The organism is Mycobacterium sp. (genome assembly GCF_049683935.1).
In the GTDB taxonomy this organism is placed as follows: domain Bacteria; phylum Actinomycetota; class Actinomycetes; order Mycobacteriales; family Mycobacteriaceae; genus Mycobacterium.
Genome location: NZ_JBAUJR010000524.1, coordinates 1 through 12,099, shown reverse-complemented (window position 1 = coordinate 12,099; position 12,099 = coordinate 1). Strand labels below are relative to the sequence as shown.

Annotated in this window: 13 protein-coding genes; 5 read left to right on the top strand and 8 right to left on the bottom strand. The window is 67.2% G+C overall.

The window, feature by feature from the left end:
- On the bottom strand, positions 1–589 hold a 589-nt coding region (locus tag WA965_RS29630; RefSeq protein ID WP_526448314.1), incomplete at its 3' end, for a DoxX family protein.
- Positions 590–727: 138 nt separating this feature from the next.
- The gene (locus WA965_RS29625) at positions 728–1,651 is read right to left on the bottom strand and encodes a LysR family transcriptional regulator (RefSeq protein WP_526301543.1); all 924 of its coding nucleotides are present in this window, start codon (positions 1,649–1,651) and stop codon (positions 728–730) included.
- Positions 1,652–1,691: 40 nt separating this feature from the next.
- On the opposite strand from WA965_RS29625, the gene WA965_RS29620 reads away from it, so the two are divergent.
- The 3 genes from WA965_RS29620 to WA965_RS29610 all read left to right on the top strand — a co-directional run bounded on the left by WA965_RS29620 (position 1,692) and on the right by WA965_RS29610 (position 3,863).
- Positions 1,692–2,516, top strand: coding sequence for an enoyl-CoA hydratase/isomerase family protein (locus tag WA965_RS29620; RefSeq protein ID WP_526301541.1), 825 nt, complete (start codon positions 1,692–1,694; stop codon positions 2,514–2,516).
- A gap of 106 nt (positions 2,517–2,622) precedes the next feature.
- The gene (locus tag WA965_RS29615; RefSeq protein ID WP_526301539.1) at positions 2,623–3,486 is read left to right on the top strand and encodes an EamA family transporter; all 864 of its coding nucleotides are present in this window, start codon (positions 2,623–2,625) and stop codon (positions 3,484–3,486) included.
- Positions 3,487–3,512: 26 nt separating this feature from the next.
- Positions 3,513–3,863: a nitroreductase/quinone reductase family protein gene (locus tag WA965_RS29610; RefSeq protein ID WP_178360192.1), complete on the top strand. Its 351-nt coding sequence runs from the start codon at positions 3,513–3,515 to the stop codon at positions 3,861–3,863.
- Between the two features lie 9 nt (positions 3,864–3,872).
- On the opposite strand, the gene WA965_RS29605 is transcribed toward WA965_RS29610, so the two are convergent.
- The 4 genes from WA965_RS29605 to WA965_RS29590 form a co-directional block, all read right to left on the bottom strand.
- Positions 3,873–4,730, bottom strand: a complete 858-nt coding sequence (locus WA965_RS29605; protein WP_526301537.1) for an ABC transporter permease — start codon at positions 4,728–4,730, stop codon at positions 3,873–3,875.
- Positions 4,727–5,602: an ABC transporter permease gene (locus WA965_RS29600; RefSeq protein ID WP_526301535.1), complete on the bottom strand. Its 876-nt coding sequence runs from the start codon at positions 5,600–5,602 to the stop codon at positions 4,727–4,729. Before WA965_RS29600 ends, WA965_RS29605 begins: the two co-directional genes overlap by 4 nt.
- 3 nt (positions 5,603–5,605) lie before the next feature.
- Entirely contained in the window at positions 5,606–6,799 is a 1,194-nt protein-coding gene (locus tag WA965_RS29595; protein ID WP_526301533.1) for a polyamine ABC transporter substrate-binding protein, read from the bottom strand.
- A 61-nt stretch (positions 6,800–6,860) separates the two neighbouring features.
- Positions 6,861–7,982, bottom strand: a complete 1,122-nt coding sequence (locus WA965_RS29590; protein ID WP_526301531.1) for an ABC transporter ATP-binding protein — start codon at positions 7,980–7,982, stop codon at positions 6,861–6,863.
- A gap of 373 nt (positions 7,983–8,355) precedes the next feature.
- On the opposite strand from WA965_RS29590, the gene WA965_RS29585 reads away from it, so the two are divergent.
- Positions 8,356–8,793, top strand: a complete 438-nt coding sequence (locus WA965_RS29585) for a type II toxin-antitoxin system Rv0910 family toxin (RefSeq protein WP_526301529.1) — start codon at positions 8,356–8,358, stop codon at positions 8,791–8,793.
- A gap of 4 nt (positions 8,794–8,797) precedes the next feature.
- Here WA965_RS29585 and WA965_RS29580 read toward each other — a convergent pair whose 3' ends face one another.
- Both WA965_RS29580 and WA965_RS29575 read right to left on the bottom strand, forming a co-directional pair.
- Positions 8,798–10,273, bottom strand: coding sequence for an MFS transporter (locus WA965_RS29580; RefSeq protein ID WP_526301527.1), 1,476 nt, complete (start codon positions 10,271–10,273; stop codon positions 8,798–8,800).
- 43 nt (positions 10,274–10,316) lie between these two features.
- Complete coding sequence (locus tag WA965_RS29575; RefSeq protein WP_526301525.1) at positions 10,317–11,495, bottom strand: DmpA family aminopeptidase; 1,179 nt, start codon at positions 11,493–11,495, stop codon at positions 10,317–10,319.
- Positions 11,496–11,704: 209 nt separating this feature from the next.
- Between WA965_RS29575 and WA965_RS29570 the strand changes: the two genes are divergently transcribed.
- Positions 11,705–12,099: TspO/MBR family protein (locus tag WA965_RS29570; protein WP_526448313.1), on the top strand; the 395-nt coding region annotated here is incomplete at its 3' end.

Below are 12,099 nucleotides of genomic sequence, written 5' to 3'. Positions count from 1 at the left end.
CACGTGCCACGTGCGCCAGCTTGCTGCCACGTTCCGCACCGACATGCAGCCCGTGGCCCACTTTCTCGGCGAACGGGCTGTCCGCCAGCGAACCGCCGGCGGCTGCTCCCGCCGGCAGTGCGGAGGTGACTGCGGCGGACACCTTGCGCGCTGCGCGCCGTCCTCGCCAACCGAGCGAAGGTTTGCCCTCGGTGTCCAACGCCGCGATGATCAAGCCGCCGATCAAGCTGACGTCGGTGACGAATGCGCGTCGTTCGTCTGTCTTGCGCTGCGGATCGACCTCATTCCAGAACGCATGCCCACCAAGTGAACCCGGCACCACGCTCAACGCGAGGGCTGCGGAAGCGACTCGGGGTAGCTTGCCCGTGGCGAGCAGCAGACCGCCACCGATCTGTACGGCGGCGTTGACCCGGGCCACCGTCTCGGCGTTCGACGGAACGTTGGTGCCTACCGGGTCGGGCAGCTTGCTGAGTCCCTCGAGCGTGTGGCGGGTCGCGTCGGCCGCCGGTTTCGGGCTTCGCAGGGCATCCACCCCGCGCGAGATGAAGACTGCGGACAGCATGGGGCGAGCAACACGTCGGATCAACATGGCGCCAGTGTTCCCCGCGTCACCACGCCGCAAACCCGGCATATTCCGGGTCCGTGACGCCGTCGTCGAACTGCTGAGGTGTCGAACTGCTGAGGTATCGGACCGCCGCCGATCACGCGGACCTCCGCTGGCGCTTACTCAAGGGCGGGCAGCTTGCGGGCGGGGCCACTGCGGGCGGCGCAATTCGTCGACCCGCGGCGGGCGCATGTGGTCGAGGATCGCGCGCAGCGGCGGCCAGTCGGTGCGGCCGCGCCGGGTTACGGCGTATGCGGTGAGAATCACCTCGGGTTCCCGCAGGGGCAGCACCGTGACGCCGGGACCGGTGGGTCGGCCGAGGGGCAGGAGACCGACCCCGAAACCCGCGACGATGAGGTCCTCGACCAGGTCGAGGCTGTCGATCTGGTGCGCGATCGTCGGGGTGAAACCCGCCAGCGACGCCAGCGTGCGCACCGCCTTTTCGTCAGCAGTGTTGCGCGAGTTGACGATCCAGGTCGAATCGGCGAACGCGGTGATGTCGCTGCCCTGATGCGCAGTGCCGGCCGGGATACCCAGTCCCCACCCGATCGACCACAACGGCACTGCCTCGAGGACCGCGCTCGGTGATGCCGGTGCCAGGTTGTAGTCGTAGGTGAGGGCGAGATCCAGGTCGTCACCGCTGAGGAGGGTGAACGCCTCGATCGGCTCGTACTCGCTGATGATGAGGTGCACTGCCGGATGCCGCGCCTCGAGGTCGGCGACGATCGGCAGCAGCGACACCCGGATTCCGGTGGCGAACCCGCCGATGCGCACCGTGCCGGCAGGTTCGGCGTCCGGGTCCAGAGCCAGGCGTGCGCTGTCGACGGCAGCCAGGATCGTGACGGCGTGATCGGCGAGTCGCAGCCCCGCCGGGGTGAGCCGTACGCGTCGGCCTTCGGGCTCGATCAACGCCGAGCCGGTCTCGCGGGCCAGCGCCGCGATCTGCTGGGAGACCGTCGAGGTGGTGAGGTGATGCGCCTCGGCGACTGCCCGCATCGAGCCGAGTCGGGAGAGCGCCAGCAGCAGTTCCAGCCGTCGAGTGTCCACCTGTGGATTCTCCCCACAAGTTCGCCGGTAGGTTCGCGACATGACCGACCTCGTTGTCACCAAGGCCGACGGCGTCGCGTTGCTGACCATCAACCGGCCCGAGCGGCGCAACGCCTATACCTCGACGATGGGGGACCAACTCGGCCGTGCCTATCGGCAATGTGACGACGACGACGAGATCCGTGCCATCGTGCTCACCGGGGCAGGCGGGGCGTTCTGTGTCGGCGCGGACTTCGCCGCACCGGCGAGCCCGTTCGAAAAAGACGCTGCCGGAACCGGTTTCACGGCGTCACCGATCAATCCTGCTGCCTTCGAGCTGCGGACGCCGGTCATCGCGGCAGTGAACGGCCACGCCATCGGCATCGGGTTGACAATGGCGCTGCAGGCCGACATCCGGATCATGGCCATCGACGCCAGATACGCGGTCGCACAGGTCCGCCGCGGTGTCATCGGTGATTGCATGTCGCACTGGACACTGCCGCATCTGGTCGGCGGGACGGTGGCCGCGGACCTGCTGCTGACAGGGCGGACCTTCGACGGCGCCGAAGCGGCCACGATGGGCATCGCCACCCGGGCGGTGCCGGCATCCGACGTGCTGGATCAGGCGATGGCGGTGGCACGCGACATCGCCGTCAACGTGGCGCCGATGTCGGCGGCGCTGAGCAAGAGGCTGCTGTGGGACACCATGGCGAAGGGGTATCGGCCGCGCGATGTTGCGCGCCTCGAGACCGAACTGCACGAACGGGTGATGGGCACGCCCGATGCCCGCGAGGGGGTGACGGCGTTTCTGGAGCGCCGGGCACCACGATGGACCCTGTCGGTGTCTCGGGAGTGGACGTCACTGCCTGACGTTCGGTCGGACTGACCGGCCCCCGATTCCTCGGCTGCGGATATACCGTTCGGTGATCCTGAACGGTATGTCCGCAGAAATCACGTGGACCTGAACGGTCTTGGTCCCGTTCAATGCAGGGGTGACGACCGACCAGGCCCGCACCGGCGCCTTCATGGCGCTGGGATCCATGGTGTGCGTGCAGTTCGGCCTTGCGATCGCCGTCTCGCTGATCGACGACATCGGTGTCGAGGGTGCCGCGTGGCTGAGGCTCGCCTGGGCGGGAATCCTGTTGCTGGTCATCGTGCGTCCGCGCCGAGCGGCCTTCACCCGCAACAGCTTTCTGATGTGCGTGCTCCTGGGGATCGTCACCGCGGCGATCACCCTGTTGTTCATGGCGGCGCTGGACCGCATCCCGCTGGGCACCGCGAGTGCGCTGGAATTCCTCGGGCCGCTCGGTGTGGCGATCGCCCGCGGCCGCGGCCAGGCACGCTTCCTGTGGCCCGGTGTGGCGGCGGTCGGGGTTCTGCTGCTGACCCAGCCGTGGAGCGGCACCGTCGACCTCGTGGGTGTCGGGTACGCGCTCGCCGCCGCTGTCTGCTGGGCGGGTTACATCCTGCTGACCCAGCGGGTGGGTGACGAGGTCGCGGGGATCAACGGTCTGGCCGTGTCGATGCCCGTCGCCGGACTGGTGGCGACCCTCACCGTCGGCCCCGCCGTCTTCGACCGGATGTCTCCGGAGATCCTGTTGATCGGAGTCGGCCTGGCGATTCTGCTGCCGGTGGTGCCGTTCGCGCTGGAACTGCTGGCGCTTCGGCGGCTCACCGCGGCTTCCTTCGGCACCCTGATGAGCCTCGAACCGGCGCTGGCGATGGTGATCGGACTGACCGTGCTCGGCCAGGTCCCGAGCGCATTGGCGGTCGTCGGCATCGTCTTCGTGGTGGCGGCCGGTGTCGGCGCGGCGCGCACCGGCGCCAGGACCGTCGTGCCGCTCGAAGTCAGCTGAACCCGAACGTCGCTAGCCTGGTCTCCATGCCCCGTGGAATCTTCAACTCGCCCGTCGTCGGTGTCGTCAACTCGGGCGCGGAGCGGCTGATCGACGCGCCCGTGATCGGTCGATTCGTGCGCCGCAGCATGGTGCTGATCCGCTACACCGGCAGGCGCTCAGGCAAGTTGTTCGAGACGCCGGTCAACTACCGGCGGTCGGACGGCGGGGTGATCATCCGGGTCATGACGCCCGACTCGAAGACCTGGTGGCGCAATTTCACCGGCGACGGTGGTCCCATCACCCTGGTCGATTTCGACGGCGCCGACCGCGAGGCACACGCCGTGGCCCACCGCGATGAGCGCGGGCGAGTGAAAGTGACGGTCAGCGGGGTGTAGCGATGCGGCTCAGCCCTGGAACTTCTTGCGCCGCCACAGGGTTCCCAGTGCCAGCAGAAGCAGGCTCACCACCAGGATCGCGGTGGCCAGCACGTTGATCTGCGGTGGCACCGCGGCCTTGACCGCCGCGTTGACGTAGAGCGGATAGGTCACGGCCGGGCCGCTGACGAAGTAGGTGATGATGAAGTCGTCGAGCGACAACGCGAACGACAGCATCGCGGCGGCGACGATGCCGGGCACGATCAGCGGCAGCGTGACCTTGAAGAATGTCCGCGCCGGGCCGGCGCCCAGGTCGAGCGACGCGTCCTCCAGCGTCCAATCGAATCCGCGGACCCGGGCGCGCACCGTCATCGCGATGAAGCTGACCTCGAAAGCGATGTGCGCGATCAGGATCGTGGTGTAGCCGGCGGGCCAGCTCAGGTCCAGGAACAGGGTCAGCAACGCCGCGCCCATCACGACTTCAGGCGCAGTCAGCGGCAGGATCAGGAATGTGTCGACCGCACGCTGCCCTCGCCATCGCTGGCGCACCAGCGCGATCGCCACCAGGGTTCCCAGAACCACCGCGACCGCCGTGGACACCGCGGCCACGTTGAGGCTGAGCTGCAGCGCCTCGGTCAGCGGCGGGTACTTGAACGGATCGGCCCAGTTGTCCAGCGTGAAGCCCTCCCAGGTGTAGTTGAACCTGCCGACGGGCTTGTTGAACGAGAACAGGATGATCACGAAGATCGGCAGGAACAGGTACAGCAGCACCAGCGCGGCGACGACGCGCAACAGCAGGTCACCCCAATTGCGCCGGGATCTGACCTTTTTCGCCGAGGGGGGTTGCTCGGCGGCGGTGGCGATGGCGGCCCCTGCTTGAGTCGTCATACCAGGTCCTCCGTGCCGAGCGCGCGGGCGTAGAGGAGCACCCCGACCAGAATGGTGATCATCAAACCGAGGCTGAGCGCGGCGGCGGCGGGGTAGTCCTTGACTACGAGGAACTGCTTTTGGATGACGTTGCCGATCATGGTCGTCTGCGTACTTCCGAGGTAGTCGGCGTTGATGAAGTCACCGACGGAGGGGATGAACACCAGCAGGCTGCCCGCGAGGACGCCGGGCAGCGACAACGGCAGGATCACTTTGCGAAAGCTCCGTGGAGCAGTGGAGTACAGATCCTTGGACGCCTCGAGCAGTCGCGGGTCGATCTTCTCCAGGCTGACGTACAACGGCAGGATCATGAAGATGATCCAGTTGTAGGTCAGGCCGCCGATCACCGCCCAACTGGTCGACAGCAATCTGCCCTCGCTGGGGAGCAGACCGATGGTGCCCAGTGCGCTGACGACCCAGCCGTCGTCGGCCAGGATGGTCTTCCACGCGAGAGTGCGGATCAGGAACGTCACGAAGAACGGCAGGATCACCAGACCGAGGATCAGGTTCTTGAAACGGCCCGCCTTGAACGCGATGACATACGCCAGCGGGAAGGCCAGCAACAGACACAGCACCGTCGCTGCGAACGCGTAGCCGAACGACCGGATGATCTGCTCCTGGTACAGGACCACAGCGTCGGTGAAATTGCCGAAATCCCAGGCGAACGTCAACGTCGGCATGAACACCGACCCGCCGGTCTCCGACAACGACGTCCGCGCCAGCGAGAAGAACGGCACCACGAAGAAGATCCCGAGGTACGCGAGTGCCGGCAGGACCATCAGGTACGGGGCGATTTTGCTCCGTTGCCTACTGCTGGTGGCGACACCGGCCATGTGTCAGCCGCCGGTGACGGCGGCGTACGCGGTGTTGTACTCCTGCGTCTGCTCGTCGGTCAGTGCCGCCCAACCCTTCGACCTCGCAAGGACATCCGCGGGCGGGTTGATCAGCGGGTTGTTGGCCGCCTCCGGGTCGATCTTGGCCAGTTCCTCCGTCATGTCCGAGAGCACCGGCACGTACTGCACGTACGCCACCAGCTTCGCGTAGTTCGCCCTGTCGTAGACGTAGTTGATCCACGCCTCGGCGGCCTTCTGGTTCTGCGTCGTGTACGGGATCACCATGGTGTCGACGAATGTGGTTGCGCCCGATTCGGGAACGATGAACTGCAGGTCCGGGTTGTCGGCCTGGAGCTGCACCACATCGCCCGAATAGGCTTGTGCCACAGCGATGTTGCCCGCGGCGAGGTCGTCGGCGTAGTCGTTGCCGGTGAACCTGCGGATCTGGCCCATGTCGTTCTGCTCACGGACCAGGTCGATCGCCTGCTGCACACTCTCGGTGGTCGGATCCTCCGGCGAGTTGCCCTGCGAGAGCATGATCATGCCGAGGCCGTCCTGCGCATCGGAGAACAGGCTGACCCGACCGCGGAAGGCGGGATCCCAGAGGTCGTCGATCGTCGAGATGTCGCGCCCGGTGGCGGCGCGGTTGTAGGCGAGACCGACCAGACCCGACATGTACGGCGCGCTGAACACCCGTCCGGGGTCGACGCTGGCCTCGAGCAGGTCGGGGCGGATGTTCTTCTTGTTGGGCACACCCTCGTCGCTGATGTCGTTGAGCCAACCGAGTTGGTGCAGACGCACCGCCAGGAAGGACGTCGGGATGGCCAGATCCGCGCCGATGTCCTGTTTGCGTGACAGCGGCTCCCTGATCTTGGCGAACCACTGCTCGTTGTCGTTGAGGTCTTCCTTGTAGTCGACGGTGAGCCCGGACGCCGTCTGGAACTCGGCGATGAAGCCGTCGGCCATGTACAGCGGCCAGTTCGAGATGCGCAGCGTGCCGCTGGCGGGACCGCCGTCATCGGTGGGCGCGCTCGAGGTGCCGCTGTCGGATCCGCAGGCGGCCAGGAACGACGAGCCGAGCGTCAGGCCGGCCGCGGCCGCGGCGCTGCCCCCGATGAAACGACGCCGGGACGTCCGGTTCCCGGTCAGTCGGGCCATCAGCTGACGGTCGAGGGGTGAAGGAAGATCACGGGACATGGCGACTGTGCCTTTCGTCGGCTCCAGAGATGGGGGATCGGGCTCGGCAATCGGTGAGACTTCAGGAGTCGTCGAGCATCTCCTCGAGATCTTCGGTGGTCGGGATGTCGGCCCCGGGCAAGACCAGCGATGCGTCGGGAGCCCAGCTCACGAAGACCTCGTCGCCGGGGCGCAGCATCGGGAGATCCTGCTCGGGCCCCACGTGGGCGATGACCGTCGAGTCGTCGGGCGCCGCGAGCGACAGTCGCACCACCGGTCCCTGGAAGGTCAGGTCGGACACCGTTGCGCGGACGCCCGCCACATCGCCGGTCGGGGAGTCCATGGACACTCGCACGCGTTCCGGGCGCACCATCAGCGTGGCCTGCCCGCCGGGTTCGATCGTGGTGTCGCCCGGCCGTGCCTTCAGCGTCGATCCGAGGACATCGACCTCGACGAATTCGCGGTTGGCCCGGCCGGTCTGGCGGCCGGCCCACAGGTTGGCCTGGCCGATGAAGCTCGCGACGAACACGGTGGCGGGGCGGTCGTAGATCTCGGTGGGGGTACCGATCTGGTCGACGTTGCCGGCGTTCATGACCGCGATGCGGTCGCTCATCGTGAGCGCTTCCTCCTGGTCGTGGGTCACGTAGATGAACGTGATCCCGACCTCGCGCTGTATCCGCTTGAGCTCGAACTGCATGGCGTGTCGCAGTTTCAGATCCAGCGCCCCCAGCGGTTCGTCGAGCAGTAGTGCGCTGGGGTAGTTCACCAGCGCCCGCGCCAGGGCCACCCGCTGCTGCTGGCCGCCGGAAAGTTGGGCGGGCCTGCGCTCGGCGAAATCGCTCAGTCGCACGATCTCGAGCAGGTCGTCGACGCGCTTGCGGACCTCTTGCTTGTCCTTCTTGGCGCTGCGCGGGCCGTAGGCGACGTTGTCCCACACGGACATGTGCGGGAACAGCGCATAGTGCTGGAACACCGTGTTGACGTTGCGCTTGTTCGGGGGGGTCCGCGAGACGTCGGCACCCTCGAGGCGGATGGCTCCCTCGGTCGGAGTCTCGAATCCCGCGATCATCCGAAGCGTGGTGGTCTTGCCGCATCCCGACGGGCCGAGCATCGAGAAGAACTCGCCCTGCGCAATGGAGAAGTCAGCGTCGGCAACCGCGACGTAGTCGTCGAAGCGCTTGGTGACATGGTCGATCTCGATCACGGGACCGCCCTTGGCGCGGGTGGTCTCGGATCCCGCCGTGTGGTCTACAGCGGTGGTGTGTGTGCCGGTCAGAGCAGGTCCTCCTCAGGAGCAGCCGTCAGGGGCTGTGGATAAACCTTCGCGGATAGTGCGGACCTTCGCAAGCGATTCCGCAACGAATTTACATATTTACAATGGAATCCCTCCCTCCCGGCGGCCGAAAGCGCAGGAATCAGCGCTGCGCAGCGCACGAGGAGGTGGCCGACGCAGACGTCCGACGGCACTGTGATCTTGACCGCTCCAGTCTCGCAGCGATGGTCACGCGATGCGCCGAAATGGCCGTGGTGAGCGCGTAGCCGTTTACCCGGGCGTTGATCTGGGGTAGTGAGGACGGATGGCATCGGTCGACGTGGCGGTAACTTCTGAGCTCAGTCCGGAACACGCTTGGGAGTTGGCCTCGGATCTGCGGCGCTTCGGAGAGTGGCTGACGATTTTCGGCGGTTGGAAGAGCGAGGTGCCTTCGGTCATCGACGTCGACACCCAGGTGGCGTCGTTGATCAAGGTCAAGGGGTTTCGCAACGTCATCAACTGGCGGGTGACCCGCTACGACGAGCCGAAGGAGATCGAGCTTGTCGGGACCGGCCGCGGCGGGGTCCAGATCACGTTGACCATGCAGGTAGAGCCTGCGGATGGCGGCAAAGACGAGTCCAGGTTCCGGGTGCTCGCCGAACTGTCGGGGGGATTGCTCAACACCCCGATCGGCGGCGTCGTCGCCAGGGTGATCCAGGGTGACGTCCGCCGCTCGGTGCGCAATCTGGCCGCATTGCGCTGATTCGTCACCCCCACTCGTGGTTCATCGCGCGTGACTCGAAGCGTGCCTCCGCCGAGTCGACGCGCGAGGCCGGCTGTTTGGACAGTGCGATGAGCACCATCGCCAACGCTGCGGTGGCCGCACCGCCGAGGAAGATCGCGACGAAGCTGCCCTCGCTCGGGGTGCCCGCGAGCGTGGTGTGGCTCAGCAGCACCGCGACCAGCGCGGCGGCAGTGGAGCTGCCGACGGTCCGGGCAATCGCGTTCATGCTCGTCGCGACCCCGGTTTCACCTGCGGCGACCTCGCTGACCACCAGGGCGGGCAGCGCACCGTAGCCGAGAGCGATGTAGGCGTTGGCCAGGATGCTCGCGGTGATCACCTGCCACGGGGACGTGTGCGCGAACGCGATGAACAGGAAGCCGGTCATCCCCGCGAAGGCGGCGACCATCAGTACCGGCCGCGCGCCGAACCGGTCGATGAACCGGCCGCTGATCAGCGCGACGACAAAACCGGTGAGCGCGCCGGGCAGCAGGTAGATCACGCTCGCCTCGAGCACGGTCGCCCCGAACCCGTACCCGGCCACGTCGCGGGGGATCTGGACGAACTGCGTCAGGCCGAGGAACGCGAAATACAGGCCCATGCCGACGAAGATGGTCGCGAGGTTGGTGAACAGCATGGTGCGCCGGGACAACATCCGGATCGATACCAGCGGCCGGGGGACCCGCTTCTCCCACGCCCACCATCCGATCAGCACGACGACCCCGCCCCCAGCGCAGGCGAGGGTCCGGGGAGAACCCCAACCCCACGAGTTGCCCTGGGTGATGGCGAGCAGGACCGCTGACAGCCCGACGGCCAGGCCCGCCGCACCGACCCAGTCGATGGTCCCGGTTGTGCTCCGCGAGCGGTCGGGGACCAGTACCACCACGATGACCAGGACCACGACCGTGAACGCGGTGGTGAGCCAGAAGACGCGGTGATATCCGGCGTTGCCGCTCATCAGCAGCCCTACCACCACCAGTCCGATGCCACCGCCGAAACCCAGGGTGCCCGACAGCACCGCCATCGCCGATCCCATGCGGTCGGGTTTCAGTTCCTCGCGCAGTATGGAGATGCTGATGGGGTACAGCGCAAACGACGCCGCCTGCAGCACCCGGGCGACGATCAACAGTGCCAGGGACGACGTCGTCGCGGCCAGCAGAGAGCCGACCAGCACAACAGCGAGCACGATGAGCAACACCCGCTTCTTGCGGTGCAGGTCGGCCAGGCGTCCGATCAACGGCGTCGCCGCGGCGGCCGCCAAGAGGTTGGCCGTCACAGCCCAGCTGACCGCGACCATCGACGCGCCGAGCTGATCGGCGATCACGCCGAGCACAGGGACCACCGCGGTCTGCAGCACCGCGACGGTGAGCACCACCACGCTGAGTCCGACGACCAGCAGACGCGGGCGCTTCACCGGCGGATCGACCGGCGCGCCGGACGTGCCGGTGAAGGTCTCGTGCACAGCCCCTCCGATCGTTAGCTCATCTCGAGTTCTCCTCCGAGTATCACGCCTGACCGAGCAGCGCCGTCAATCGGTCGAGGGGAAGGCGCGGTGAGCGGTGGCTGTCGCGACCCACCATCTCGGTGTTGACCACCAGCGCGTTGAGAACGGCTTCCTCGACACTGTGCACAACGGCGGCGTACAGCGCGTCCATCCGCCCCCACGGCACGAATGTGATGGTGCCGAGCCCGTCAGCCGGGCCCGATCCGACCGGCTCCATCGGGAAAGCGCTGGCGAGCCCTGGGACGTCGGCGGTGGAGAAGGCCAGGAAGATGTCGCCGGAGAAGTGACTGCCGGTGGTCCCGGTCCGCGCCAGTCCCAACGGAACACGGCGGGCCAGCGCCTTGCACTGGCCGGGGAGCAGCGGAGCGTCGGTCGCCACGATCGCGATCACCGAACCCGCTCCCGGAGGAGGCGCGCCGGCGAGATCTCGCTCGAACCAGTCGTCATCCAGCGGGTTGTCGCCGAGCAGATGAGGTCCGACGTGGCGGCCGGAGACGGTCAGCTCGGTGCGTGAGCCGAAATTCGCCTGCACGAAAGCGGCGACGGTGAACGTGCGTGAGCCGTAGGGGACCAGCCGTGACGCCGTCCCGTTGCCGCCCTTGAAGTCGTAGCAGTTCATGCCGGTGCCGCCGCCTGCTGATCCTTCGGCGACCGGCCCGCCGGTTGCGGCGTCCAGGGCCGCCTCGACGTGTTCGGGGCGCACATGGTCACCGTTGATGTCATTGAGGTAGCCGTCCCACGTCTCGGCGCACACCGGCAACACCCACTGCCTGGCCAGGCGCGGAGCGACCCGATTGGTCCAGCGCACCACGCCGGTGTGGCAGGCGCCGACGGCGTGGGTATTCGACAGCACCACAGGCAGGTTGAACGATCCCGCCTCGTCGATCCAGGTGGTTCCGGTCATCTCGCCGTTGCCGTTCAGTGAGAACCAACCCGCAGCACACGGCTCTCCGACACCGGTGCGGCCGCGTGGCAGGATCGCGGTCACCCCGGTGCGCACCGGGCCCTGTCCGACGACCATCGGACCGTCACCTGCGATCAACGTCGTCATGCCGATCTCCACCCCGCCGACGTCGGTGAGCGCATTGAGCGGTCCCGGGGTGCCCGTCAGCGGGACGCCCAGGCCACGTGCCCGGGGTCGGCCGTCAGGGGTGTGGGTCGCGAGTTCTGTGTCGGTCACGTGATGATCATCGCCAAGCGGGGCACGGGGGTCGACCCCTGGAACACGGTAACGGGGCCGACCTGCCGCACTTCGGGAGAATCGGCCGTTTTCGGCGCGTCGTATGGTGCGCTGAGACCATGCTCACCCCACGCCGATTCGCTTCCCGGCGATCGGGGTAGTGATTTCATGCCGCACCCGTGGCATGTCGCCTGTCGAAAGGAATCTCCATGCGCCCGTTGACCCTTGCCAAGACCGCGGGTGCATCCTTTGCCGCAGCGGCCGCCGGTGCGTTGGCCACCCGCCCCGCAGTCGAGTCGCCGTGGTTCGACCGCTTGAAGAAGCCGGGCTTTCAACCGCCCCGGGTGGCCTTCCCCATCGCCTGGAACATCCTGTACAGCGACATCGCCGTGGTGTCCGCTTCGACGATCGACACGCTGAACGACCGCGGCGACGCTGAGCAGGCGCGGGCGTACACCCGGGCGTTGGCCGTCAATCTGGTTATCAATGCGGGTTGGAGTTGGGTCTTCTTCAATCGCAAGCGGCTTGGCGCCGCGGCGGTGGGTGCCGGGTTGCTGACCGCGAGTAGCGCGGATCTGGCGCGCCGGGCGGCCGCGGTGAACGC